Source organism: Allofournierella massiliensis (assembly GCF_964241245.1).
In the GTDB taxonomy this organism is placed as follows: Bacteria; Bacillota; Clostridia; order Oscillospirales; family Ruminococcaceae; genus Allofournierella; species Allofournierella massiliensis.
Genome location: NZ_CAXSWZ010000030.1, coordinates 1 through 24,065 on the forward strand (window position 1 = coordinate 1; position 24,065 = coordinate 24,065).

The 24,065-nt window shown below is 62.3% G+C and carries 23 protein-coding genes; 10 read left to right on the forward strand and 13 right to left on the reverse strand.

The genetic code is table 11. The features are described 5' to 3' along the window. Window positions 1-275 (reverse strand): desulfoferrodoxin family protein (locus tag ACESYO_RS13505; protein ID WP_373211297.1); only part of this gene is annotated, 275 nt, incomplete at its 3' end. A 388-nt stretch (window positions 276-663) separates the two neighbouring features. Here ACESYO_RS13505 and ACESYO_RS13510 point away from each other — a divergent pair. The 8 genes from ACESYO_RS13510 to eutH all read left to right on the forward strand — a co-directional run bounded on the left by ACESYO_RS13510 (window position 664) and on the right by eutH (window position 9,286). After that, window positions 664-1,074 carry an RrF2 family transcriptional regulator gene (locus ACESYO_RS13510; RefSeq protein WP_373210412.1) on the forward strand — a complete coding sequence of 137 codons (411 nt, stop codon included), beginning with the start codon at window positions 664-666 and terminating at the stop codon, window positions 1,072-1,074. 165 nt (window positions 1,075-1,239) lie between these two features. Beyond that, a complete protein-coding gene (locus ACESYO_RS13515) occupies window positions 1,240-3,279 on the forward strand; it encodes a M28 family peptidase (protein ID WP_373210410.1) in 2,040 nt (679 codons plus the stop codon). Window positions 3,280-3,285: 6 nt separating this feature from the next. Further along, a complete protein-coding gene (locus ACESYO_RS13520; protein ID WP_058964077.1) occupies window positions 3,286-3,951 on the forward strand; it encodes a GNAT family N-acetyltransferase in 666 nt (221 codons plus the stop codon). A gap of 3 nt (window positions 3,952-3,954) precedes the next feature. After that, complete coding sequence (locus ACESYO_RS13525) at window positions 3,955-5,223, forward strand: nickel-dependent lactate racemase family protein (RefSeq protein WP_283128376.1); 1,269 nt, start codon at window positions 3,955-3,957, stop codon at window positions 5,221-5,223. Between the two features lie 311 nt (window positions 5,224-5,534). Then, the gene (locus ACESYO_RS13530) at window positions 5,535-6,440 is read left to right on the forward strand and encodes a transporter substrate-binding domain-containing protein (protein ID WP_373210408.1); all 906 of its coding nucleotides are present in this window, start codon (window positions 5,535-5,537) and stop codon (window positions 6,438-6,440) included. Window positions 6,441-6,518: 78 nt separating this feature from the next. After that, a complete protein-coding gene (locus tag ACESYO_RS13535; protein ID WP_058964080.1) occupies window positions 6,519-7,214 on the forward strand; it encodes an amino acid ABC transporter permease in 696 nt (231 codons plus the stop codon). A 1-nt stretch (window position 7,215) separates the two neighbouring features. After that, window positions 7,216-7,944: an amino acid ABC transporter ATP-binding protein gene (locus tag ACESYO_RS13540; RefSeq protein WP_373210418.1), complete on the forward strand. Its 729-nt coding sequence runs from the start codon at window positions 7,216-7,218 to the stop codon at window positions 7,942-7,944. 256 nt (window positions 7,945-8,200) lie between these two features. Next, entirely contained in the window at window positions 8,201-9,286 is a 1,086-nt protein-coding gene (gene eutH, locus ACESYO_RS13545) for an ethanolamine utilization protein EutH (protein WP_373210407.1), read from the forward strand. A gap of 63 nt (window positions 9,287-9,349) precedes the next feature. Here the strand turns inward: eutH and ACESYO_RS13550 are convergent, their stop codons facing one another. The 5 genes from ACESYO_RS13550 to ACESYO_RS13570 all read right to left on the reverse strand — a co-directional run bounded on the left by ACESYO_RS13550 (window position 9,350) and on the right by ACESYO_RS13570 (window position 15,401). Further along, window positions 9,350-10,813, reverse strand: coding sequence for an undecaprenyl-phosphate glucose phosphotransferase (locus tag ACESYO_RS13550; protein WP_058964083.1), 1,464 nt, complete (start codon window positions 10,811-10,813; stop codon window positions 9,350-9,352). Between the two features lie 182 nt (window positions 10,814-10,995). After that, window positions 10,996-11,682, reverse strand: a complete 687-nt coding sequence (locus ACESYO_RS13555) for a peptidoglycan-binding domain-containing protein (protein ID WP_058964084.1) — start codon at window positions 11,680-11,682, stop codon at window positions 10,996-10,998. 31 nt (window positions 11,683-11,713) lie between these two features. Beyond that, window positions 11,714-13,723, reverse strand: a complete 2,010-nt coding sequence (locus ACESYO_RS13560) for a peptidoglycan-binding protein (protein ID WP_373210406.1) — start codon at window positions 13,721-13,723, stop codon at window positions 11,714-11,716. Window positions 13,724-13,797: 74 nt separating this feature from the next. Continuing rightward, window positions 13,798-15,267 carry a recombinase family protein gene (locus tag ACESYO_RS13565; RefSeq protein WP_373210405.1) on the reverse strand — a complete coding sequence of 490 codons (1,470 nt, stop codon included), beginning with the start codon at window positions 15,265-15,267 and terminating at the stop codon, window positions 13,798-13,800. Next, window positions 15,264-15,401, reverse strand: a complete 138-nt coding sequence (locus ACESYO_RS13570; RefSeq protein WP_283128383.1) for a hypothetical protein — start codon at window positions 15,399-15,401, stop codon at window positions 15,264-15,266. Before ACESYO_RS13570 ends, ACESYO_RS13565 begins: the two co-directional genes overlap by 4 nt. A 197-nt stretch (window positions 15,402-15,598) precedes the next feature. Here ACESYO_RS13570 and ACESYO_RS13575 point away from each other — a divergent pair, with 197 nt between their 5' ends. Both ACESYO_RS13575 and ACESYO_RS13580 read left to right on the forward strand, forming a co-directional pair. Then, entirely contained in the window at window positions 15,599-16,543 is a 945-nt protein-coding gene (locus ACESYO_RS13575) for a putative ABC transporter permease (protein ID WP_373210403.1), read from the forward strand. Window positions 16,544-16,733: 190 nt separating this feature from the next. Next, the gene (locus ACESYO_RS13580; protein ID WP_283128385.1) at window positions 16,734-17,465 is read left to right on the forward strand and encodes a Crp/Fnr family transcriptional regulator; all 732 of its coding nucleotides are present in this window, start codon (window positions 16,734-16,736) and stop codon (window positions 17,463-17,465) included. 100 nt (window positions 17,466-17,565) lie between these two features. Here ACESYO_RS13580 and ACESYO_RS13585 read toward each other — a convergent pair whose 3' ends face one another. From ACESYO_RS13585 to ACESYO_RS13615, 7 genes are all read right to left on the reverse strand, one after another. Next, window positions 17,566-17,967 carry a hypothetical protein gene (locus ACESYO_RS13585; RefSeq protein ID WP_373210401.1) on the reverse strand — a complete coding sequence of 134 codons (402 nt, stop codon included), beginning with the start codon at window positions 17,965-17,967 and terminating at the stop codon, window positions 17,566-17,568. A 100-nt stretch (window positions 17,968-18,067) separates the two neighbouring features. Continuing rightward, entirely contained in the window at window positions 18,068-19,843 is a 1,776-nt protein-coding gene (locus ACESYO_RS13590; RefSeq protein WP_373210400.1) for an oleate hydratase, read from the reverse strand. Window positions 19,844-20,132: 289 nt separating this feature from the next. Further along, a complete protein-coding gene (gene bsh / locus ACESYO_RS13595) occupies window positions 20,133-21,107 on the reverse strand; it encodes a choloylglycine hydrolase (protein ID WP_373210398.1) in 975 nt (324 codons plus the stop codon). 221 nt (window positions 21,108-21,328) lie between these two features. Next, entirely contained in the window at window positions 21,329-21,550 is a 222-nt protein-coding gene (locus tag ACESYO_RS13600; protein WP_373210397.1) for a hypothetical protein, read from the reverse strand. Continuing rightward, a complete protein-coding gene (locus ACESYO_RS13605) occupies window positions 21,529-22,014 on the reverse strand; it encodes a hypothetical protein (protein WP_373210396.1) in 486 nt (161 codons plus the stop codon). Before ACESYO_RS13605 ends, ACESYO_RS13600 begins: the two co-directional genes overlap by 22 nt. After that, the gene (locus tag ACESYO_RS13610) at window positions 22,014-23,324 is read right to left on the reverse strand and encodes an AAA family ATPase (protein ID WP_373210416.1); all 1,311 of its coding nucleotides are present in this window, start codon (window positions 23,322-23,324) and stop codon (window positions 22,014-22,016) included. Before ACESYO_RS13610 ends, ACESYO_RS13605 begins: the two co-directional genes overlap by 1 nt. A gap of 68 nt (window positions 23,325-23,392) precedes the next feature. Continuing rightward, window positions 23,393-24,040: a carboxypeptidase-like regulatory domain-containing protein gene (locus ACESYO_RS13615; RefSeq protein ID WP_283128390.1), complete on the reverse strand. Its 648-nt coding sequence runs from the start codon at window positions 24,038-24,040 to the stop codon at window positions 23,393-23,395. Between the last annotated feature and the right edge of the window lie 25 nt (window positions 24,041-24,065).

The following is a 24,065-nucleotide window of genomic DNA, read 5'->3' on the forward strand; positions in this document are numbered from 1 at the left end:
CCGGCGGCCAGCGCCTTCTGCTGCCAGCCCTGGCTGGTTTCCAGAACGATCCACTGGATCAGGTGCTCCTCGGTCATGGGATGGGCCACGCTGCCCACGCTCACGGTCACCGAACGGCCATTCACCGCCACCACGGGCAGGTGCTTTTCCACCGCGGCGTCCACCACGCCGGGCTCCAGCAGCTTCATTTTTTCGCCGCAGCATACCACCGGCACGCCGCTTTTGTTCAGAAAGGCAACAATGTTGCCGCAGTGCTCACAACGATAGAATTCCATACCAAACGCTCCTTTCCGTGCGCTCAACAGTCAAAAGGGTTGTTCCCTTGTCTACCAGTTTACTCGATTTTGCCCCGTTTTACAACCGTTTCTGACCGCCGTATGGAGACAATGTCACACAAAATGCAATGTTGTTTCACCGACAGGGCAAAGAATCTGAACAAATTGTGAAATGTTGCTTGCCAATGATAATACTTTTATTGACAAAAACAGATATCCATACTATCATTAACGAATAGGCTTTCTTTATATTATAAACAGGGCCCCCTGCGCCGGGGCTTTCCCAGATGACTGCTCGGCTCGCGGGCTTTATACATCCTGCCCGCGGGCGTTTTGTTATTTTTTAGAGAGAGTTTGAGAAACAGTTGAAAGGAGGAAACGAATTCCCATGCGTTTGCGTTTGGAAACAGATTATGGAATCCGATGCATGCTGTATCTGGCACAGCAGACCGATTATGTGCAGGCCGGCAAGATCGCCGCGGCGATGGATGTGCCGGAAAATGTGATCCCCCGGGTGCTCAGCCGGCTGAAAAAGGCCGGGCTGGTGCAGGCCCGCAGCGGGGTGACCGGCGGCCACAAGCTGGGCCGCCCCGCCAGCGAGATCACCATGCTGGACATCATCTCCTGCATGGAGGATCACACCATGCTGGGCCGCTGCCTGGGCGACAGTGCCAAAACGACGGAGCAGAGCGGCGCCATTGCAGGGATGCAGCACTATTTTCTGGAGCTGCAGCAGGTGATGGAAAATTCCATGCGGTCGGTCACGGTGGAGCAGCTGCTCACCGAGCAGACCGCCTGAAGTGAAAACAGAACAATAGGCCGGGGAGCTGGCCGGGGAGCTTTGCTCCCCGGCTTTTTGTTTTGACAAAGCCCGGTGGCTGTGATATACCAAGATTGAAATACATCAAAATGAATGAGTTTGCGCGGCAGAGCGAAAAGCCTGCCGCAGGAGGGGGAACCAAGCATGGAAACAATCGAACAGCAGCTGGCCCAGTGGAACCGTATCCGCCGGTATCTGGATATTTCCTATTCCTATGTGCTGGCAAAGCGGATGGAGGAGCCCCGCACCAACCCGGTGCTGGGCTACCGCACCGCCGGCAGCCGGGCCGAGTTCGAGACCGGCGAGCTGCTGGCCGCCGAGATGCGCGCCATCGGCCTTTCGGTGGAAAAGCACCGCTTTACGCTGGACGGGTGGGACTTCCACCACGCCCGCCTTACTTATAAAGACGAAGAGGGCCGCGAGCACACCGCCGAGCTGGGCGGCTACCAGACCGACTTCGACACCAAAGGCCCCAGGCACTACACCCTGATCGATGCGGGCACCGGTACCGCCGCCGAGCTGGACCGGCTGGACGTGCGGGGCAAGCTGGTGCTGGTGCACATCAACCAGCGAAACGACTGGTGGATCAACTACCCGGCCTATCAGGCCCATCTGCGGGGTGCGGCGGCCATTCTGGCGGTGCAGGCAGGCGGCTACGGCGAGGTGGACGAGCAGGCGCTGAACGCCCAGAACATCTGCGGCCCTCGAGAGGCGCCGGCCTTCTCCATGTCCCGAAAGGACGCGGCCGGGCTGGCCCGGGCGGCGGGCCTTGGCTTCGGCCGCTGCGCCGAGGTGACGCTGGACGCAAAGAGCACCGTGATGCCGGAAACGGAAAGCTACAACATCGTGGGCACCCTGCCCGGCGAGGACGCCGACGAGATGATCGTGGTCAGCGCCCACTACGACTCCTATTTCGAGGGCTTTCAGGACGACAACACCGCCGTTTCCCTGATGCTGGGCATGGCCCGCGCCCTGAAGCTGGCGGGCTACAAGCCCAAAAAGACGCTGGTGTTCTGCGCTTTCGCCGCCGAGGAGTGGGGCGTGATCGACAGCCGCTACGACTGGTCCACCGGCGCATACAACCAGATCTTCCGGGTTCGGCCGGACTGGGCGGGCCGGGTGATCGCCAACATCAATCTGGAGCTGCCCGCCCACGCCCACGGCAAAAAGCACCGGGTGCGCAGCGTGTACGAGCTGAAGCGCTTTCTGAGCGAGTGCATCCGCGCGCTGCCCGCCGAGGTGGCAAACCTCTACCCCAAGGGGGTGGGGGTGGTCTGCCCGGTGCAGACCTGGTCGGACGATTTCTCCATGGCCATCGGCGGCGTGCCCAGCATGGTGGACGAGTTCGGCGGCGGCCGGTTCATGGCCACCCATTACCACTCCCAGTTCGACAACGACGGCGCTTATGACGAAAAGGTGTATCTGTTCCACCATCTGTTCTACACCTGGGTGCTGCTGCGGCTGGACGGCTGCGTGCTGCCCCCGCTGGACTTTGCCGAGCGGCTGTGGGCGCTGGACGCCAGCCTCACCAACCAGAAGCTGAGCGCCCAGACCGAGGGCTCCTTCCGCAAAAAGCTGGCCGAGGCCGCCCGCCGGGCGGATAAGCTCACCCGCTGGGTCTGGAAGGTGAATCAGGGCGAGGTGGAGCTGAGCGAGGAGGAGCGGGTGGCGCTGCGCCGCCGCCTGCTGGAAATCTTCCGCCTTGCGCAGGACTGCTTTGTGCGGCTGGACTGGAGCGAGAACGCCATCTTCCCCCACGAGAACACCCAGGCGAACCTGAACGCGCTGCACACCGCTGCCTGGCAGCTGGCGGCGGGCATGGGCAAACAGACGGTGGAAAGCCTGTGCGCCATCGACGACAACCACTACGCCAACGCCTTTGACCCGGCGGTGGTGGATTACTTTGCGGACAAGGCCCGCAACCAGCCCCCCGAGCGGCTGATGTGGGGCGCGGGCCGTTTGCAGGAGCGGCTGGCGCTGGGGAGCCTGTTGCGCCGCATCAAGGCGGAGGAAAAGGCGGAAAAGCCGGATCACGCCGCCGCCCTGGCCCAGGTCAAGCAGCTGAAAAAGGACCAGCAGGAGCTGCTGAAGGAGATCGTCAAGGCCGAGACCGCCGACCTTGCCCGGCTGAGCAGAACCCTCAAGCAGACCACCGGCGAATTTTTTGCCGGGAAAGGGGAGTGAGCCGCCGTGCAGACCGACCGACTTTACCGGGTGACGGAATACGACATTCCCAACGTGATCCGAACCCTGACCGAATGCTTTCAGGCGGACCCCTTGTACCGGCAGCTGATCCCGGACGCGGACGTGCGCCAGCGCACCCTGCCGGAAATCTTTAACTGCGACGCCAACGAGATGCTCTCCTGCTGCAACGTGTATGCGGACAGCCACGAGGTGGGCGGACTGGTGATTCTGGACGATGAGACCGAGCCCTACGACCCGCTGCGCTATTTTTCCACCGAGGCCTTTTACGCCCTGAAAACCGACGTGTGCCTGGTGCGGGAGGACTGGTCGCTGAAAACCCTGTGGAACTTCTTTCTGGGTCGGCAGTACCTGAACTCCCGCTGGACCGAGGAGCTGCCGGACAACCGGATGCAGCTGATCTATTTCGCGGTGCGCCCGGCCTTGCAGGGCGCGGGGGTGGGCCACAGGATGATCCAGCCGGTGATGGACTACGCCGACGAGCACGGGCTGCTCATCTCGCTGGAGACCCACAACCCGGCCAACCTGCCCCGCTACGACCACTACGGCTTCGACGTGTACAAAACCCTGAAAAGCCATTTTGAACTGACCCAATACTGTCTGGTGCGCCAGCCGGGCGCGCCGCTGCGACCCAGAAGAGAGAAAGGAATGTGAACCATGCCCCGCTTTGATTTTGCCTATGGCAGCGGCCGGGTGCAGCTGGACCTGCCGGAGAACGCCCGGTATCAGGAGCTGCACGGCCACAACGAACCCCCCATCGAGGACATCCCCGCCGCTTTGCGCGCCGCGCTGGAAGCGCCCATCCACGAAAAGCCCCTGCGCAGCTGGCTGCAGCCCGGCGACGCGGTGACCCTGATCATCAGCGACATGAGCCGCTTCTGGATGCGGCAGGATCTGGTGATTCCCGCGCTGGTGGAGTATATGGAAAAAGAGTGCGGCATCCGGATGGAGGATCTGGTGATTCTGGTGGCCAACGGCACCCATCTGGGCGGCGACGAGGCCGAGCTGCGCACGCTGGTCACCGACGCGGTCTATGACCGGGTGAAGGTGGTAAACCACGACTGCCTGGCCGATGACCTTGTGTATCTGGGCACCACCAGCCGGGGCACCGAGGTGGTGGTGAACCCGCTGGCGGTGGGCCGCAAGGTGGTGGCGCTGGGCGCGGCCACCCAGCATGTGATGGCCGGCTTTGGCGGCGGGCGCAAGAGCATCCTGCCCGGCATCGCCTCCATGAAAACCATCCAGCAGAACCACGCCCACTCGCTGGACCCGAACGAACCCCATTCCAACCCGGCCATCGGCAACGCGGTGCTGGAGGGCAACCCCCTGCACGAGGACATGTGCGAGGCCGCGGCCATGGTGGAGCAGCTGTATGTGGTGAATCTGGTGATGAACGCGGGCATGAAGCTGGCCCGCATCACCGCCGGTCACTGGCTGGATTCCTGGCTGGAGGCCTGCAAGGCCGCCGACGCCATGTACCAGACCCCCATCCCGGAAAAGGCGGATGTGATCATCACCAGCTGCGGCGGCTACCCGAAGGACATGTCTCTGTATCAGGGCACCAAGACCATCGACAATGTGGAGTTCGGCCTGAAAAAGGGCGGCACGCTGGTGCTGCTGGCCGAATGCCGGGACGGCGGCGGCCCCGCCGAGTACTTCGACTGGGTGGACTCCCTCTGCGCCGGTACGCTGGACGCGGATCTGCGCAAAAACTTCACCATCCCCGGCTACATCTTCTATCTGAACTGCGAGCAGGCCGCCCGCTACAACATCCTCATGCTCACCACCGCCCCCGCCGAGCCGCTGGCGCGCATGGGCATCAAAGCCTTCACCGACCCGGCCGAGCTGTGCCGCCAGCTGAAGCTGGACGGCAAGCTGGTGTATGTGATTCCCAACGGCTCCACCGTGATCCCCGCGGTGAAATGATGCGCCCGGCGGCAATATGCTGCATATTCACTGCATAACGAATATTTATGCACGGCCCGCCGTGCAAACTGCCACAAAGCCGGGGCAAAGGGCCGTGCTGCTTTGTGAAATCCATGGAAAAAACGATTCTGACTGAATATTTTTGCAAAAATATCTTGCAAAAATCGGAACAATGCGTATAATTATACACATGGACGGGGCACACACCCCGCAAAGCAAAACGAACCACGGCGGCGCGGGCCGGGCAAAGGGAGCCCGACCGGGGAAAAACAGCAACCCCAATGCCGCCCCATATACGGAGGGAATCAACCATGAAAAAGTTTCTTGCCATTGCCATGGCCGCTGTTCTCAGCCTGAGCCTGGCCGCCTGCGGCGGCGCTTCTTCCAGCACCGCCTCTTCCGCCGCTGCCTCCTCTGAGGCCGCTTCCACCGCCGCTTCTTCCGAAGCTGCCAGCGCATCCACCACCGCCTACGACTACTCTTCCTACACCGGCGAGACCATCGACGCCATCAAGGCCAAGGGCAAGCTGGTTCTGGGCACCGAGGCTCAGTACGCTCCCTTCGAGTTCAAGGATCTGGACGCCAACTTCGTGGGCTGCGACATGTGGCTGGCCCAGCAGATCGCCGACGCTCTGGGCGTTGAGCTGGAAGTGATGGACATGGCTTTTGACGGCATCATCCCCGCCGTGAAGTCCAACCAGGTGGACATCGGCATCGCCGCCTTCACCGTGGATGAGGAGCGCGCCAAGGAGATCGACTTCACCGACATGTACCAGAAGGACGAGCAGATGCTGATCGTCAAGAAGGGCAACGAGGAAGTTTACACCACCAAGGAGTCCCTGGCCGGCCAGCAGGTTGGCGCCCAGCGCGGCACCATCCAGAGCAAGCTGATCCAGAGCGCTCTGCCCGATTCCACCCTGTTTGAGCTGGACAAGTGGCCCACCCTGGCCATGGAAGTGGCCAACGGCAACATTGCCGCCATCGTGGTGGATGGCGCCGTGGGCGAGAGCCTGATCGCCACCAACGACGGCATTGCTCAGGCCAACTTCACCTTCAGCGCCGAGGAGGCCAACTTCGGTAAGGCCGCCGTGGTTGCCAAGGGCAAGGATGACCTGAAGGAGCTGGTGAACGCCGTGATCGCCAATGTGACCGCCGACGGTTCCTTCCAGGCTGCCTACGACGAAGCGGTTGAACTGGCCGGCACTCTGGGCGTATAATAAAAGGAAAAAAGGGCATCCTCACACCCCGGTTCGGGGCGTGAGGATGCTGTTGTGTCTCTACGAAAGGGGAGTCTTATGGAGTTTCTGGAAAAGATGGTGACCCTGTTCACCAAGTACAACAGCTTCTTCAGCGCAGGTGTGGCCAACACCATCATTCTTGCGCTGTTTACTGTGCTGCTGGGCACCGTGCTGGGCACACTGCTGGCCATCATGAAGCTGGGCAAATTTGCCCCCACCCGCTGGCTGGCCAACGTTTACATCGAGTTCATCCGCGGCACGCCGCTGATGATTCAGGTCATGTTTCTGTTCTACGGCCTGCCCATGGTGGGCATCACCTTCCCCAGCCTGCCCTTCATCTCCAACTCCGACCGGTTCATGGCCGGTATCTGCGCCATGAGCATCAACAGCGGCGCCTATGTGGCCGAGATCATCCGCAGCGGCATCCAGGCGGTGGACAAGGGCCAGACCGAGGCCGCCCGCAGCCTGGGCTTCAAGTCCGGCCAGACCATGCGCATGGTGGTGCTGCCTCAGGCCATCAAGAACATTCTGCCCGCTTTGGGCAACGAGTTCGTGACCGTGATCAAGGAATCCTCCATTGTATCGGTCATCGGCATTGCAGACCTGATGTACCAGACCAACAGCGTGATCTCCACCACCTACCGCTCGCTGGCGGCGCTGGCGGTGGCAGCCATCATCTACTTTATCATGACCTTCGTAACCTCCCGCCTGATCGCGTTTGCAGAAAGGAAAATGGCCAATGGCACAAGATGAACTGATCGTTGTAAAAGATTTGAACAAGTCCTTCGGTAAGCTCCATGTGCTCAAGGATGTGAACACCAGCATCCACAAGGGCGAGGTGGTGGCGGTGATCGGCCCCTCCGGCAGCGGCAAGAGCACCTTTCTGCGCTGTTTGAACCTGCTGGAGGTACCCACCAGCGGCCATGTGTTCTTTGAAGGCGTGGACATCTGCGACAAAAAGACCAACATCGACCTGCACCGCCAGAAGATCGGCATGGTGTTCCAGCAGTTCAACCTGTTCAACAACATGACCGTTCTGCAAAACATCACCGCCGCGCCGGTGAAGATCCGCAAGATGGATCCCAAGGCCGCCGAGGAAAAGGCCCTGCAGCTGCTGGACCGGGTGGGCCTCGCGGACAAGGCGGACAGCTACCCCGCCCAGCTTTCCGGCGGCCAGAAGCAGCGCGTGGCCATTGTGCGTGCGCTGGCCATGGAGCCGGACGTGATGCTCTTCGACGAGCCCACCAGCGCTTTGGACCCCGAGATGGTGGGCGAGGTGCTGCAGGTTATGAAGGATCTGGCCGCCGAGGGCATGACCATGGTGGTGGTGACCCACGAGATGAGCTTTGCCCGCGAGGTGTCCAGCCGGGTGGTCTTTATGGCCGACGGCCAGATCCGGGAGGATCGGCCCGCCCGGGAGCTGTTTGCAGACCCCCACGACGACCGCCTGAAGGACTTCCTTTCCAAGGTTCTCAACCTGTGAGAAAACCCGCTTCGCGGCGGGGCGAAAATGTGATATACTGGGCATGAAAAAGCGCCCGGAGCACAAGGGCAATACCGCACAATTTCAGGTGGCGGAGCGCGCCGGAAAATTTTGACGCGATACGCCGCCTGAGCCGGCAGGCGTGAATTATGCGGTGTTGCCCAAGACAAAAACAACGCGGCGCGGCTCCCCTTGCAAAAAGGGGGCCGGGCCGCTTTTTTGTGCCCGGGGCAAAGAGGAATGGGGGAAACGGAAGATGAACATCTGCATCGGGGTGCTTTTGTGCTTTGCGGTGCTGGGCCTTGCGGATAAAATTCTGGGCGGGCGGCTGGGCGTTGCCGCCGAGCTGGACCGGGGGCTTGCGGCCATGGGCTCTTTGAGCCTTTCCATGACCGGTATCTACTGCCTGATCATCACCGCCATGAGCGCGCTGGAGGGCGGGCTCTCGGCGGTGAGCCGGGCGCTGCCCTTTGACGCTTCGCTGGCCGCGGGCATGCTGCTGGCCCCGGATATGGGCGGCTGGGCCACCGCCAGCCAGCTGGCGGCAAGCGGGGCGCTGGCGGCCTACAGCGGCCTGCTGGTGGCCTCCACGCTGGGCTGCCTTGTGAGCTTCACGCTGCCCATTGCGCTGGGCAGTCTGGAGCATTACCAGATCCACGGCTTCATGCAGGGGGTGGTGTGGGGGCTGATCGCCCTGCCCGCCGGCCTTGTGGCGGGCGGTCTGGCGCTGGGCCTTGCGCCGCTGACGCTGGCGGAAAACCTGTGGCCGGTGCTGGTGCTCTGCGCTTTGCTGGTGGCCGGGCTTGCCAAAGCGCCCCGGGTCTGCCTGGGTGCGCTGGCGGGCTTTGGCGAGGCGGTGCGGATTCTTGGAGTGCTGGCCTTCGGCGTGGTGGCGCTGGGGCTGTTTTGGCCCGGGCTTGCCCTTGCGCCCGAAAGCCTTGTGGCCGAGGCGCTGATTATCGTGTTCAAGATCACGGTGGTGGTGTGCGGGGCCATGGTGGCCACCGCTCTGCTCATGGCCCGCTGCGGCAGTGCGGTGAGCCGGGTGGCGGCGGCGCTGGGCGTGAACGAATACGCGGTGCTGGGGCTGCTGGCGTCGCTGGTGTCCACCGTGTCCATGCTGCCCCTTTACTCCCGCATGGACGTGCGGGGCAAGGTGATGAACGCGGCGGTTTCGGTGAGCGGGGCCTTCGTGCTGGGCGGCCAGATGGCCTTTGTGTCCAGCGTGAGCGATGCGCGCAGCGTGGCGGCCTTCTTTGTGTGCAAGATTCTGGGCGGCGTGCTGGCGGCGGCGCTGGCGCTGAAGTTCACCAGAAACGAGCAGCCGGAAACGACGGCTTGAGCGCAAACGGATAAAAAAGCCGGGCTGGTGCGGGGAAGTTCCCTCGCACCGGCCCGGCGCTTTTTATTCGGTTTTCTCCTGCGGCGGCTCCGCCCCGGCCTGTTCGTTTTCGGGAGGCTGGGCAGCGTGGGCGGGCTCCAGCTTTTCCTTGTTGAACAGCCCGCCGAAGATGGTCATGAACAGAATCTTGATGTCCAGAAAGATGGACCAGTTTTCAATATACCAGATGTCGCACTGGATGCGCCCCTCGATGGAGGTATCGCCCCGGAAGCCCTTCACCTGAGCCCAGCCGGTGATGCCCGGCCGCACCTGATGCTTCACCATATAAAGGGGCACCGTCTCCTTGAACTGCTCCACAAAGTGGGGGATTTCCGGCCGGGGGCCGATCAGGCTCATGTCGCCCTTGAGCACGTTGAAGAACTGGGGCAGCTCGTCGATGCTGCACTTGCGGATCAGGCTGCCGAACCAGGTTTTGCGGGGGTCGGAATTCTGGCTCCAGCCGGTGTCCTGGCTGGCGTTCACCCGCATGCTGCGGAACTTGTACATGGTGAACAGCTTCTTGTTCAGGCCAACCCGCTGCTGGCGGAACAGGATCGGCCCCGGGCTGGACAGCTTCACCCCGATGGCCGCAATCAGCATGATGGGGCTGGTGAGCACGATCAGCACAAGGCTGCCCACAATGTCCATGCCGCGCTTCAAGGCCGCGTTGAGCATGTTGTCCAGCGGGATGGTGCGGATGCTGATCAGCTTTACCGAGCCGATCACATCCACGGTGGGGCGGCTGGGAATGTAGTCGTTGTAGAAGGGGATGATGCGGATCTTGGCGCCCTGCTTTTCGCAGGAGGCGATGATGGTGTTCATGAACTGGGTCTCGTGGGGCTCCAGCGCCACGATCACCTCGTCCACCGCGGGGCCGGCCAGAAGATCCGGCAGATCCTCGTAGCGGCCCAGATGCTGGCCCAGGCCCTGCTTTTCGCTGGCGGCCACATAGCCCAGCACATTGTAGCCATACTGGGGGTTGCGGCGCAGCGAATCCACATATTCAAAGGCCAGCCGGCCGTTGCCCACAATCAGAACATGCTTCAGGTTGTAGCCCAGCATCCGGAAATGGCGCAGGAAATGCCGCACCGTGACCCGCTTGAGCACCACAAGCCCGGTGGAGAACACGTAAAACAGCACCAGCACCCCACGGGAGAAATCCACCGCCCGGGTGAGATACAACGTCATGCCAATGAGCAAAAGGCCCAGCAGGTTCGCCTTTAACAGGGCGATGGTCTCGTCCAGCAGGGTGGAAAACCGGAAGGAGCCGTAGAGCTTGAAGGCGTAGTAGATGGCGGCCATGAACACGCCGTAGAGCAGGGCGGGAAAAATTGCGCCGTTTTGCAGCAGCACCACGGCCGGGTTGAGCAGATTATCGCGGTAAACGCCCAGCCAGAGCCACACCGCCAGCAGATACGCCAGAGCGATGAGGAAGATGTCCAGCAGGCAGTTCACAATATTAAGCAAACGCTGGTTTTTGCGGATCATACCGGTAAGCCCCCTCTGCGGGCCCCAAAGCGGCCCGGGAAAACAGTCTTACTCTTTATTATAAGCAAATGGGCGCAAAAGTCCATATTTTGATTGATTTTGTCATGAAACGGGAACGAAAAGTTTACAAAAAAAGCCGGGCTCCCCGAAAAAGGAGAACCCGGTTTTTGAAAAGCTGGCGGTCAGTCGATCACGGTCTTGGTGCGGCCGATGCCCACCGAGGCGGCGGTGATCTTTTTCCAGGTGTTGCAGCCGCAGATGCCGTCCGCCGTCAGGCCGCTCTGGCGCTGGTAGGCCTTCAGGGCGTTTTCGGTGTTGGGGCCGAACTTGCCGTCCAGCGTGCGGGTGGAGTAGCCCAGGGCGTTCAGCGCGTCCTGCAGAATGAGCACATAGGTGTTCACGCAGCCCCGGCGCACGGTGGGGTAGCCGGCGGTGGTGCCGCTGCAGGCGGGCTTGCCGTAGCGCCGGTCAAAGTGCACCCAGGTGGGGGTCATGTCCTGGGGCTCCACATAGCCCCAGGCCCCGGTGTTTTTGGCCGCCTTCCAGATGGCGTTGCGGGCGCTGGAGCCCTGCCCCTGGCCCACGTCGAAGGCAACGCCCGCGTAGTGCTGGCTGCGGGTGCCGTGGCCGCCCTCCCAGATGCGCTTGAAGGCGTAGCCGATGTGGATGCCCTTGCCGTAGCTGCGGCGGGTCAGGTTCCAGGCCTCCATGGCGGCGGTGGTGGTCCAGAGGGTGGGGCTCTGGCTGCTGCCCCGGAACTCCTTCACCTTCATGGTGGTGCCGTAGGAATAGGGCATGGTGTCGTTTTCGCCCAGATTGTAGGTGATCATCTTGTTGGAATAGGCGTCGTACACATGGATCTTGGGCATGGGGAACGCTCCTTTCGTTGATGGAATGGATTCAGGTTTCGGGAATGGGCGGGTACAAAAGCGCGAAGATCGCATCCCAGGTGTTGCGGTCCACCGCGCCGGTGGGCGGCAGGCCCAGCCCCTGCTGGAAAGCGACCACCGCGCTCTGGGTCTCTTCGCCGTAAACGCCGTCGTTCGGAACAAAATCCGCCACGCAGTACAGCTGGGCGATGCCGTTCATGGCCTGCTGCAGCGAGCTTACAGCCCCGCCCGCGCTGCCCCGGGCCATCACATAGCCCGGATACTCCGGCACTCCGGCGGGTACTGTGGAATCCGGCACCCCGGCGGCAAGGCTCAGGAAGGTGGCCTCCAGCGCGTTCCAGATGAATTCGTCCACGGCGTCGGTTTCCGGCTGGCCAAATTCCATCTGCCAGCTGTGCAGGGAATCCAGGGTGGACTGGCCGAAGATGCCGTCGATCCTGCCCGGGTCCTGCACGGTGTCGTAGAAATAGCTGATATAGCGCAGCAGAAACTGCACAAAGGCCACCGAGGGCCCCTCGGCGCCCGGCATCAGCTCAAAGCCGGGCCAGGGCACAAGGTTAAAGGCGGCCAGCAGCCCGTCGGCCGAGCGCAGCCGCTGGGCCTGTTCATACAGCGCCTGCCAGGTGGCGGGGCCGATGATGCCGTCCGCCGTCAGGCCGAACATGGTCTGGAAGGCCTTCACCGCCGCCGTGGTGGAGGGGCCGAAGATGCCGTCGATGGTCACGGTGGGCAGGGTGGGGAAGTAGACCGCCAGCAGCTTCAGGTAGAACTGGGCCTCCCGCACCGCCTTGCCGGTGCTGCCCTGCTTGAGGGGGGTGCCCGGGTAGGTGCCGGGGCGCTGATTGGGGGCGAGCAGGCCGTCGGCCACGTCGCCGTACACCTCATACAGCTTCTGCCAGGTGGCCGGGCCCACCACGCCGTCCTGCGTCAGGCCGAATTCCTTCTGGAAGGCCTTTACCGCGCTGGTGGTGGCCGCGCCGAAGACGCCGTCCACCGTGATGCTGGGAACGGACGAGAAGTTGGAGGCGACCATGCGCAGGTAGAACTGCAAAAGGCGCACGCTGTCGCCCTTATCGCCCTGCCGCAGCGGCGTGCCCGGGTAGCCGCTGGGCTGCTCCTGAATGTCGCTTTCCAGGCTGTTGTAGGCGGCGGCAATGGCCTCCCAGGTGGTGGGGCCCACCACGCCGTCCACGGTGAGGCCGTTCTCCCGCTGGAAGGTGCGCACCGCATTGGCGGTGGCATTGCCGTAGACGCCGTCCACCGAGAGGGAGGGCAGAGCGGGGTCAAACTCGGCCAGAGCGTTCAGCCAGAACTGGATGCGCTCCACCCCGGTGCCGGTACTGCCGATCTGCAAAGCGGTGCCCGGGTAGGTGCTGCCGTTCACATTGCTCTCGCCGGTGGGCTTTTCGCCCTCGCTGGTCAATTCCGCCAGATCCTTCACCGATACATAAATGTAGCTGATTTTGTACCAGGTGGCCCGGCCCACCACGCCGTCCACCGTCAGGCTGAACTGCTTCTGGAAGGCCTTCACCGTGGACTCGGTGGCCGCGCCGAACACCCCGTCGGTGCCCGGGTTGCCGAAGAAGGGGTAGTCCTTGGCGATGCGGGTGAGCTGCCGCTGGATGATGCGCACGTTCTGGCCGGTGTCGCCCTTACGCAGCGGGGTGCCGGGGTAGCTTTCCGGAATGTCCTGCAGGTTGTTGGTGCGCACGATCTCGATGTCGTTGCCGTAGTAGTATTTCAGAATCTGCAGCGCGTTCTTGCCCTCGTTGGCCCGATCCACCGTGCCCCACTGCTTCATGCCCTTGCAGGTGACGGACTTGCCGTCGCAGTATTCGGTGTAGTAGGGCTCGATGGTACCCTGACGGCGCACATAGGTGTTGAAGATGTCGTCGGTGAGCTTTTCCATCACCTCAAAGATGTTGCGCCTGTGCACATAGTACTGGTCGTAGCTGGTGGAGTTGGTGATGTTGAAGGTGTAGCCCCGGCTGGGGTACCACTCGGTGAAGATGCGGTTCATGGCCAGGCTGATCTGGGCGTGGATGTTGGCCCGCAGGGCCTGCTCCGGCCAGGGGGGCGTGCCCAGCCCCGCGGCTATACCCGCCAGAACACTTCCAGCCGCCGGTTGCCGGTTTCATCCGGCGGCCAGACCACGATTTTTTCGATCAGCGCCGCCGCCAGCTCCCGGCCGGGCGGGAGAGGGTCGGGCGGTGCATCGGGCGGGAACCGGGAATTCTCCGGGGAAGGCTGCGGGGCTTCCGTCAGCCGCAGCCGGGCCAGCAGCTCGGTGCGCAAAGCGGAAAATTCTTCTTCCTCCAGCAGCCCGGCGGCTTTGTCCTGATAGAGCCTTGCCAGCGCCTGCCGCAGCCGCTGCCCGGCCCCCGCACCGGACGGCGGGGCCTTGGCCGGGGGCGGAGGCAGGCTGGCCGCGGCTTCAAACAGGGCGTTTATCCGCCCGGCAATCAGCTCTTCCAGCTCCGCAAGGGGCAGATAGGGCTGGCCGCAGCAGGCCGCAGGGCTCCGGCGGGCGGTGCGGCAGCGAAAATACCGGGTGGGCAGGCCGTTTTTGGGCCGGTAGCCGGAGCGGGTCTGTTCCATTAAATGGCCGCACAGGCCGCACACCACCAGCCCCGCCAGCGGGTGGGGCGCGCCCGGTTTGCCCGAGCGGGCCCGGGCGGCAAGCAGCGCCTGCACCCGGTCGAACACCGCCCGGCTCACCAGTGGCGGCTGGCTGGCGGGGGCCACGATCCACCGCTCTTCGGGCAGGCGGCGGGTCTTGCTGCTCCGCCAGCTGATCCGCTCCACCCGGCCCTGCACCAGATCCCCCGCGTAGGTGCGGTTGGTGAGCATCCGGTGAACCGTGGCCTTGCTCCAGAGCCCGGGCCCGGGGGCTTTGCCCTGCGCCAGCGCCTTCGCGGCGGCGGGGGAGGGGATACCCTCGGCGTTCAGGCATCGGGCGATGGCCGCGCACCCCAGGCCGGAAAGGGCAAGGGCAAAGATGCGCACCACTACCGGCGCGGCGGCTTCGTCCGGCAAAAGATGCCCCCTGCAGGCCGGGTCCTTTCGGTAGCCGTAGAGGGCGCCGCTGGCGATGCTGCACCCCTGCCGCCGCTTGTGGGTGAGCACCGCCCGCACGTTGGCGGAAAGATCCTCCAGATACCACTCGTTCATCAGGCCATAGATCTGGCGGCTTTTCTTGCCGGAGGGGTCGGCGGTGTCCACATGATCCACCAGCGCCAGAAACCGCACCCCCCACAGAGGGAACAGCCCGTGCAGGTATTTTTCCACCAGCTCCATGTCCCTTGTGAAGCGGGACTGGCTTTTGGCCAGAATCACGTCGATCTGCCCCGCGCGGGCGGCGGCGATCATCCGGTTGAAGGCCGGGCGATCCCGATCCGCGCCGGAGTAGTCCTCGTCGCAGTAGATCCCCTGCACCGCACAGCCCAGCCGGTCGGCCCAGGCCAGCAGCATGGAGCGCTGGTTCTGGATGCTTTCGCTCTCCGCTGTGCCTTCCAGCCCCTCGTCCTCCCGGCTCAGCCGGCAGTAGAGCGCCGCCCGCGTCATTGCTCCGGCTCCTGCTTTGGCGGGCGGGGGCTGCCCTCCTGCAGGGCCTCGGCCAGCCGGCGCACCGCCTGAGCCCGCTCCAGGTCGCCTTTGGCGCGGAAATGCTCCTCCAGAATGTAGTGAATGGACGCCATGTGCATTCCTCCCGTTCGATGGTTTTCGCGGCAGCTGCCGCCGTATCATCCTATGAAGCCCCCGGGCGGAAAAATGCGCAAAAAATGTGCGAAAGAGCCGGTCCGTTGTGCAGCCAACCGCAATAAAAGCCCTCGGGCAGTACAATAAGACCATGGACCCGGCGAGACGGCCGGGCCGCATGGAAGGATGAAGCAATATGATGTTGGGACTTTACACACTTCCCCAATGGGTGCTGCTGTTTTTCAGTTACGGGTTTCTGGGCTGGGTCTGGGAGAGCGGGTATGTTTCGGTGCGTCAGAAGCACTGGGTGAACCGGGGCTTTCTGCACGGGCCGGTGATCCCCATCTATGGGTTCGGCGCGGTGGCCATTCTGGCCCTGTGCGCCCCGGTGGCGGGCAGCCTGCCGCTGCTGTTTTTCAGCGGCATGTTCTGGGCAACCGCGCTGGAATACGCCACCGGCTGGGCCATGGAGCAGATGTTCCATGTGCGCTACTGGGATTACACCAATGAAAAATGGAACCTGAACGGGTATATCTGCCTGATGGCTTCCCTGTGCTGGGGGCTGTTCTCGGTGCTGCTGCTGCGGGGCATTCAGCCGCCGCTGGCAGGCATCATCACCGCCCTGAGCGGCCCGGCGGCAGCCGTGCTGGCCAGTGCGCTGGCACTGGCCTTCGCGGCCGATGTGGCAGTGTCCACCCGGGAGGCGCTGGATCTGCGCCGGCTGCTGGAGCAGCTGAGCACCAGCCGCCGCCAGATTGCCCGGCTGGAACGCCGGCTGGAAATTGCGGGCGTGTTCTGGGAGCAGGACGTCCGGCAGGCGCTGAACGGCCTGCGCAGGGAGGGCGAGCAGGCCGCCGGGGCGATCAGCCTGCGGCTGGAAGCCGCCCGGGAACGCCGCCGCAAAATGCTGTGGCAGATGAGCCGCCAGCTGGAGCAGCTGCGCCGGGAGGGCAGGATGCATCCGGGCCTTACCGGGCCGGAGCAGAAGGTCATCCAGCAGGAGCTGTCGGCCATGCACCGGCGCACCGACGATATGTATCTTCGGGCGGCCCGGGTGCTGCGGCGCAACCCCGGCTCCACCACCAGCCGCCACACCGAGGCCATGGAGGAGCTGCGCAGCCTGACCGGCAGCGAGGCATAATAGTCCATCATACACACAAACGGCGGGCCGAAAACGGCCCGCCGCTTCGTTGAGCCTGAAACACAGCGCGGGTGCTCTTGCAGCCCGCCGTACAGGGAGTATAATAAGGATAAAACAGAACAATTTGAAACAGGGTTCGATTGGCTGGTATGGAAAACCGGCAGGGGATGTACAAAAAGGAGCGACCGGTATGGAGACCGAACAAACCATGGAACAACGGCTGGGAGTGGAGCTGGAGGTGCTGCGGCGCTGCATTCTGTTCCGCAACATGACCGATGAGGAGATTCGAAGCGCACTGGAGGCGGTTTCGGCCCGGCGGGCAGGCTATGCCCGGCGGGCGGTGATCGGGCAGGACGGCGACCCGCTGGAGGAGGTGGCGCTGATCCTTTCCGGCAACCTGCACCTGACCCACGCGGACGCGGCGGGCAACAGCAACCTGATGGACGTGCTGGGCCCCGGCGACACGCTGGGCGAATTGAACGCGGTGGGCGGCTACCGGCTGCACAGCACCATCACCGCGGCCAGCGCCGCCGAGCTGCTGTTTTTCCGGGTGGACAGGCTGCTGCGGGCCAACCGGCTCACCGACCCGGGGCAGATCCGCTTTGTGCAGAATCTGACGCTGGCGGTGGCCCAGAAGGCCCAGAGGCTGACCAAAAAGCTGGAGGACAGCATCCGCCGCACCACCCGCGAGCGCCTGCAGGATTACCTGAGCGCCCAGTACCACAAGGCGGGCAGCCGCACCTTTGTGATTCCGCTGAACCGGCAGGATCTGGCGGATTTTCTGTTTGTGGACCGGAGCGCCATGTCCAACGAGCTGTGCAAGATGCGGGACGAGGGGCTTTTGAAGTTCGAGAAGAGCCGCTTCGAGCTGCTGGTGCAGATGCCCATCACCGACCACGAGCCGGACCCCAACGAGGAATAGCATACAGAGCAGACGCCCCCGCGCCCATACAGCCGGGGGCTTTTTTTGTGGGGATACCGGCATTCTCTGCCGCGGGCTGCAGGGCCCCCTGGGCCGCGATTCAGGCTTCGAGTACAGCAGGGCCCCTGCCTGCGGGCCTGCACCCGCTGGCGGGCACGGCAGGGGGCTGTGAGGGCATGGTGGAGAAAGGCGCCTGCAGCAACGAAAAAGTGCAGACAAAAAGAACGACCTTCCGAACTTCGGAAAGGCGTTCTCTGTTTGTGTGTTCTATAAGTGTGGGGATGGCCCGGCGAGGGGTCAGTCCACCGCCCGCCGCCCCCGGGGCCAGAATGGAGAACAGCCCCACCCCCACCAGCGCGGCGCCGGCCAGCAGGCCGCTTTTGCCGTTCACCGGCACAAAGGCCGGCTCGCTTTCGGGGGCGAATTCCGCCCGGGGCGGGCCGTCGTTCATGTAGTCCGCGCCGGTGTGGGGTCGAAAATCGGTGTAATTGGTTTCTTTCATGGATGATTCCTCCTGAATTGGGTGGATGTGTGGGGGGCGGGGGGGGGGGGGGGGGGGGGGGGGGGGGGGGGCCCGGCGGGGTGCCGGGCCCGCTTTGGGGTCAGATCAGCTGGTAGCGGGCCAGCAGCTCCTCCAGCACGGTGCCCCGGAACTTGTCCAGCCCGGCGTGCAGGGCCAGCTTGTAGGGCAGGGGCAGCTTCATGTCGGTGAGCTTGCGGCCATCCAGCAGGTAGTGGGTGGCGTTCAGCAGGCACCGCAGGTCGTAGGCGGAGCCGAACACCTCGGGCACGCCCCGCTCCACGTCCAGCAGGGTGTAGACCGCCTGCATGGCGGTGCGCACCGAGTATTCGGTGGTGAAGATGGTGTCGCGCCGGGTCTCGGCAAACTGGCCAAGGAAGGCGAAGTTCACGCAGCCCTCCGGCACCACCTGGGGCCGGTCGCCTGCGGCGCGGGGCATGAAGAAGGCGGTCACATAGGGCATCATGCAGGGAACGGTGGAGGCGGCCTCACGGGCCAGCAGCTCGATCTCGTTCTCGGGCACGCCCAGATGGTACAGCCACTCCATGCAGATCTCGGCGCCGGTGCATTCCGCCATGGGCTTGCCCACATAGTCGCCGGGTTCATCGGGGGAAAGGCCGTAGATCCAGCCCACCAGCTGGCCGGCCGGCTGGGCCTTGAAGTGGGGCTGCCGGTTGAAGGTCCAGCTCATCAGCCAGGCGGAGTCCTTTGCGGTCACGATGCCGCCGGTCACCACCCGCCCGGAATAGGGATCCCGGTGGCAGATCTTCTGCACATAGGAGGCGATGCGGTCGTCCAGCAGGGTGACGGTGGCGGATTCCCATTTGGTGGCCTGAATGTCGGAGCAGAAGGCGCCGGGGTTGCCGAAGGCGGGGTTCTGCACCGCCAGATTCTTCCACAGCTCCCAGCTGCTGCCCTGGCCGTTCTCCACCGCCAGGCGGGGTGCTTCGTCGTTGGAGCCAAGGGCCGCGCCCTCGGTGCAGGAGCCGTTGGTCACGAACACCAGATCGTTTTCGTCCAGCTCCCGGCTGCGGGGCTGGCCGTTCTGGACAAATTCCAGCCGGTGGGCCACCTTTTTGCCGGGCAGGAAATGGAACAGCACGTTGGTCACCTTGATGCCGTATTCAAACTGCACACCCTCCTTTTTCAGGTATTCCACCAGCGGCAGAATCAGCGATTCGTACTGGTTGAAGCGGGTGAATTTGAGGGCGGAAAGATCGGGCAGGCCGCCGATGTGGTGCAGAAACCGGTGCAGATACAGCTTCATCTCCAGCGCCGAGTGCCATTTTTCAAAGGCGAACATGGTCTGCCAGTAAAGCCAGAAGTTGGAGGCGTAGAATTCGTCGCTGAATACCTCGTCGATGGTCTTGTTGTAAAGGTCCTCGTCCTTTGCGAAGAAGAGGGCCATCAGCTCCAGTGCCGCCGCGTCGCTCAACCCGAAGCGGTTGCCGGTCTCGGCGCTTTCGCCCTGGTTCAGGGTGGCCCGGTTCAGCGAGAAGTTGGGGTCATCCTTGTTGAGCCAGTAGAATTCGTCCAGCACGCTGGCGTTTTCCACCTCCAGCGAGGGGATGGACCGGTACAGGTCCCACAGGCACTCGTAGTGGTCCTCCATCTCCCGGCCGCCCCGGATCACGAACCCCAGCTGGGGATCCAGAATGCCGTCGCAGGCGCCGCCGGGCAGGGGCGATTCCTCTAAAATGTGGATGCGCTCGCCGGGGATGCCGCCGTCCCGGATGAGGAAGGCCGCCGCCGAAAGGCTGGCAAGGCCGCCGCCCACCAGCCAGGCGGATTTGCCCTCGGCCTTTTTCGGGGTGCGGGGGCGGGCAAACGCTTCGTAGTTGCCGTTGCTGTAATACATAAAAAATACCTCCTGTGCCGGGGGGCAGGGCCCGTCCCGGCGGTAAAAAGAAAATGGATGGTACAAAAAGCGGGAGAACCCGGGCCTGCTTGCCCGTTTGCAGCAGCGCACAGCGTTTGCAGGAAAGGGAAAACCGGCAAGGCACATCGCCTTCGACCTGTATTCATCATACGCTGAATGGGGGCGCAAAACGGTTTGCCAAACAACGGTTTTGGATTCTGCGCGAAAAAAGCCCCAAAAGGCAGAAAAAATCCCCCTGACCCGAAGGTCAGGGGGAAAGGGGATGCGTTCAGTTCAGGGCTTCGAAGCCGTGGCCGCCGGGCAGCGGCCAGCAGCACAGGGTGTTGGCCTCCAGCGGGGCCCGCAGCAGGCTTACCGCGTGGATGCGGCTGTTGTCGTAGGTCTTGAAGTAGTAGACGCCCCGGGCCGGGTCGGCGCAGCAGGAGTAAAGGGTCATGTCCGGCTTGCCCTCCGGGGTGATCACGCTGCCCCGCACCATGGCCACCGCGTCCAGAATGTGGAAGAACTGGTTCACCGCGTCGTCACCGGCGGCGTGCACCGAGTTGCATTTCAGGAAGGCCGCCCGCACGAACCGCCCCATGGGGGAGCAGTCGCCCGGCAGGCCGATGGCGCCCATGCCCTGCCCGTAGGGGGTGAGGGGAACGCCGGGGGCAAAGCGGTTTTCCGGCGGCGCGGCGGAAAGGGTCTGGTAGCCGGTCAGGTTGGCCAGCTGCACCGGGAAGGGCGGGTTGTTGGTGAGCACGCCCACCGGGTCCTCGTAAAGGCGGGAGCCCTCGGCGGTGACCTCCAGCACCAGCGCGCCGGTGCCGTCGGCAATGTGCCAGTGCAGCGGGGCCAGCGGATAACCCGGCGCGAAGGGGATGCCCAGCAGGTCGATGCCCTCCAGCATGGCGCGGGCTTCCTTCAGGGTGCGGCAGCTGCCCAGCACCAGCGGAATCAGCTCATAGGGGGCCACCGCGTCCGGCGCGGCCTGTTCGGCGGGAGTGTAGTAGGCGTTGCCGGGGAAGTTCAGCCCGGCCATGTACAGCCCGGACTCGTTCATGGCCTCGGCGTACAGGGGCACGCCCCCGGCCACGGTGGCCATGCCGATCATGGCCAGATGGTGGGCCATCGCCGGGCGGCGGTGGAAGTGGAAGGCGAAGGAGCGGGGCGTTGCCACCACCTGCTGGCCGAAGGGCGTTTGCAGATCCAGATTGCGGCCGAACAGCGGATAGGGTGCGGAAAAAGCGATGCTTGTGCACATAAGAATAGTCTCCTTGCGGCGTTGGCCGCGGTCTTGGGGGGATGTTTCGTTAAGGTTAGTATATCACATTTCAGGAAAAAATCCGTTGTTTGAAAAACGCCGGCTAACAAAAGGCGCTTTTTTAAGATGCAAAAAAAGTGAAACTCATTTTTAAAACGGGTGAAAAAAACGCCAAAATAAAAATGAGTTTCACTTTTGAAAGGCATTAACTGCAACTTGTATCACAGAAAAATCTGTTCCAGCTGAAAAAGAGGGAGCAGATTTTGTGTGATGATTCGATCCAGATCCAGACAGTCAATCAGAGCGCGGGAGCGTTCCCCCTTGTGGTAGGCTTTGCGGGTCGCCTGTTTGCTGCGCTGGGCTGCGAACAGGCGCTTGAGCCGGGCGGCCCCCTTTCGGCCGGAAGGGATGTCGGCAGAGGTCAGGGGCTGAGACAGCTCCATGTATCGACTGATCCCATCCAGATCCAACAGAAAATATCCTCTATATCCGCGCTGGCGGCCAGATCAATTACGGTCTGAACGCCGAGCAGAGAAAGCTGGCTGCGGAATTGCGCCCAGTCACCCTCGTAAAATTTGCTCACATCGCTGGAATAATCGTCCATATCATAGCAAAGAAAAACCGTCCAGTTTTTTGCCTGCGGGTGACCGGAAAGGCAGCGATTGGAAAACCAGCTTGCAGAGTTGTGAATCTGTGTGATGGTTCCCACGGCGTTCAAACGCACAATGCGCTTTCCAAAGGAACCGTGAACAATATAATAGGGCTCAAAGGTGACGGGGTCGTTTAAGCACTCAATGCTGCATTCCGGGTGCTTTCTGCCGTAATGGAGAAACAGCGCCTGATAAAACTGGTACTCCGTATCCGCTTCCATAATCAGGGCAAAGCCCTGTTCAAATTCCTGATCCATCACACATCCTCCAGATAGTTGCGCAGCAGGTTCATGGAGGATTCAGGGCCGCACATCAGTTCGAACAGATATTCCCCTACGGACAAGCCGTAAACACGGGCGGCGGCAATGAGTTTTTTGACCTTGCCGGGAGAAATCTGGAAAAACTGTGCAATTCCGGGCTGCGGGCACCCGCCTGCATACAGTTGGTCCGGTTTCAGATACTGAACAAGGTAGGGAGAATGGCTGGAAATGATCAGACAGGTCTGTTCCAAAGTGTCAGATATGATTTCCAGCAGCTCTTTCAGCATGCGGGGATGGATACTGGTTTCCAGTTCCTCCACACCAATGCAGGAAACCTGATTACAGCTTGCGATAAAAATATTGGTCAGCAGCCAGAAGATCCGTTTGGTTCCGGTGGACATCGCAGAAAGATTGACCGGCTGGTTCAGATATTCACTGGTGAGTGTGACGCGATAGACCTTGTCTTTTAAATGGAAGGGGACCGGGTTTGCCTGCGCATTTTCGACCATGGAAAACAGACTGCGGTCGTTTGCGGAAAGGGAAAGTTCATGGGCGTGGATGTGAATGGAGGTGAACTCCGGAAACAGGGAATACACCGCATCCTCAAAGGCAAGATACCGGTCCGGATACAGCTCCCGCAGCTGGTACAGCGCGCGGGGAATGTCTTCATCGTCAAAACGAATATGAGAGTCGTCTTCGTCTGCAATGCGAAACGGAATGGGCTGAAACTGGTTGCGTACATCCAGCGTGCTGCATACCCGGTATTCAAACAGGCGGATGCATTGAACGGCTGGGCCGTATTCCAGATCGTCCACAGAAAAGAGAAGGTCCAAAGCCAGAACCGAAGGCTCCAGAACAATGCTGCGGAACGCATTGGTGGACTTGCCTTTCCGGTATTTGCCCAGGGAGCGTTTTAAATAGCTGGTATAACGCACACTTTCGGTGGGGCGCATTTCCAGCGTTTCGTCAACGATTTGCTGGCCGGTCTTATCATCCCGATACCATAAGAAGGAAAAACCGTAATGAATAAAGCGGTATTCGCCCAGTTCCGGTGCATCCAGTTCCATTTCGAAGGAGAAGGGCTCGTTGGCCAGCTCCGGGGTTAATGGAATGGCATCGACCCAGCTCATCATGTTGGCGCGCTGCTTGGGGCTGGCGGAAATAAAATCGGTGGCGAAATCAAGCGCCTCCAGAAGGTTACTCTTTCCGTAGTTGTTTGGGGAGATCACCGCGATGGAGGGATGATCAAAACGCAGCCTGGTCGTGCGCAGATTTTTGAAACCACCCACGGTGAGAGATTTTAGCATCAAGGGAATCACCTCCGTCTGCTTTTATGATACAAAAAACAAATTCCAGTGTCAATGAACTTTGATCTCTATAAAGATGCAATATTCGCCAAAAAACAGGGATGAGTTTTTGCTGGAGTGAAAAATAAATTTGCGGGTTTGGTCACGCCCGGCCAGGTGGGGTAGACCTCGCTGGAGGCCACGTTGGCGATGTAATGCCGGAAGCTCACCGTTACATTGCGGGCGCTTTCCTTGGGCTTGCCCAGATGCACCGTGATGGTGGTGGGCACGATGGGGGTGGCCAGCACCAGCGGAGCCGGGCAGTTTTGGGCCGGGGCCACGCTGGAGGGCCCCTGGGGCCGGTAGAGGGAATGGGGCGGAATGTCGAAGCTCTCCGGCTTTGGCTGGGGCGCGCCCAGCCGCTGGGCGGGCAGCATCTCCAGCAGAATCAGGGCGGTCTGGCAGGCGAACACCTGCACCCCCTGCATGGTCACGGTCTGGTAGCCCTCCTTTTCTGCGGTCACGTCCCACAGGCTGTAGGGCTGCTGGGTGTTGGCTTCGTCCAGGCTGAGCGCCTTGTCCGGCGCGGGCAGCTGAATCACCGGCGCGGTGCCGGTTTCATCGGTGGTCAGGGTCACAGGCGCATGGCCCTCGCCGCGTATCGTCACGGTCACGCCGGGGACCGGGGCGCTCTGGCGGGCGGCGTAGCTCTGGACCAGAAGGCAGCCGTTCATCATGAGGCAAAACTCCTTTCGTTCGTTC

Excerpts from the sequence above, each read along its gene's own strand:
- ACESYO_RS13510 (WP_373210412.1), top strand. The coding sequence starts at position 664 with ATGCGTTTGCGTTTGGAAACAGATTATGGAATCCGATGCATGCTGTAT.
- ACESYO_RS13515 (WP_373210410.1), top strand. The coding sequence starts at position 1,240 with ATGGAAACAATCGAACAGCAGCTGGCCCAGTGGAACCGTATCCGCCGG.
- ACESYO_RS13525 (WP_283128376.1), top strand. The coding sequence starts at position 3,955 with ATGCCCCGCTTTGATTTTGCCTATGGCAGCGGCCGGGTGCAGCTGGAC.
- ACESYO_RS13530 (WP_373210408.1), top strand. The coding sequence starts at position 5,535 with ATGAAAAAGTTTCTTGCCATTGCCATGGCCGCTGTTCTCAGCCTGAGC.
- ACESYO_RS13535 (WP_058964080.1), top strand. The coding sequence starts at position 6,519 with ATGGAGTTTCTGGAAAAGATGGTGACCCTGTTCACCAAGTACAACAGC.
- eutH (WP_373210407.1), top strand. The coding sequence starts at position 8,201 with ATGAACATCTGCATCGGGGTGCTTTTGTGCTTTGCGGTGCTGGGCCTT.
- ACESYO_RS13550 (WP_058964083.1), bottom strand. The coding sequence starts at position 10,813 with ATGATCCGCAAAAACCAGCGTTTGCTTAATATTGTGAACTGCCTGCTG.
- ACESYO_RS13555 (WP_058964084.1), bottom strand. The coding sequence starts at position 11,682 with ATGCCCAAGATCCATGTGTACGACGCCTATTCCAACAAGATGATCACC.
- ACESYO_RS13560 (WP_373210406.1), bottom strand. The coding sequence starts at position 13,723 with ATGAACCGCATCTTCACCGAGTGGTACCCCAGCCGGGGCTACACCTTC.
- ACESYO_RS13565 (WP_373210405.1), bottom strand. The coding sequence starts at position 15,267 with ATGACGCGGGCGGCGCTCTACTGCCGGCTGAGCCGGGAGGACGAGGGG.
- ACESYO_RS13570 (WP_283128383.1), bottom strand. The coding sequence starts at position 15,401 with ATGGCGTCCATTCACTACATTCTGGAGGAGCATTTCCGCGCCAAAGGC.
- ACESYO_RS13575 (WP_373210403.1), top strand. The coding sequence starts at position 15,599 with ATGATGTTGGGACTTTACACACTTCCCCAATGGGTGCTGCTGTTTTTC.
- ACESYO_RS13580 (WP_283128385.1), top strand. The coding sequence starts at position 16,734 with ATGGAGACCGAACAAACCATGGAACAACGGCTGGGAGTGGAGCTGGAG.
- ACESYO_RS13585 (WP_373210401.1), bottom strand. The coding sequence starts at position 17,967 with ATGAAAGAAACCAATTACACCGATTTTCGACCCCACACCGGCGCGGAC.
- ACESYO_RS13590 (WP_373210400.1), bottom strand. The coding sequence starts at position 19,843 with ATGTATTACAGCAACGGCAACTACGAAGCGTTTGCCCGCCCCCGCACC.
- bsh (WP_373210398.1), bottom strand. The coding sequence starts at position 21,107 with ATGTGCACAAGCATCGCTTTTTCCGCACCCTATCCGCTGTTCGGCCGC.
- ACESYO_RS13600 (WP_373210397.1), bottom strand. The coding sequence starts at position 21,550 with ATGGAGCTGTCTCAGCCCCTGACCTCTGCCGACATCCCTTCCGGCCGA.
- ACESYO_RS13605 (WP_373210396.1), bottom strand. The coding sequence starts at position 22,014 with ATGGATCAGGAATTTGAACAGGGCTTTGCCCTGATTATGGAAGCGGAT.
- ACESYO_RS13610 (WP_373210416.1), bottom strand. The coding sequence starts at position 23,324 with ATGCTAAAATCTCTCACCGTGGGTGGTTTCAAAAATCTGCGCACGACC.
- ACESYO_RS13615 (WP_283128390.1), bottom strand. The coding sequence starts at position 24,040 with ATGATGAACGGCTGCCTTCTGGTCCAGAGCTACGCCGCCCGCCAGAGC.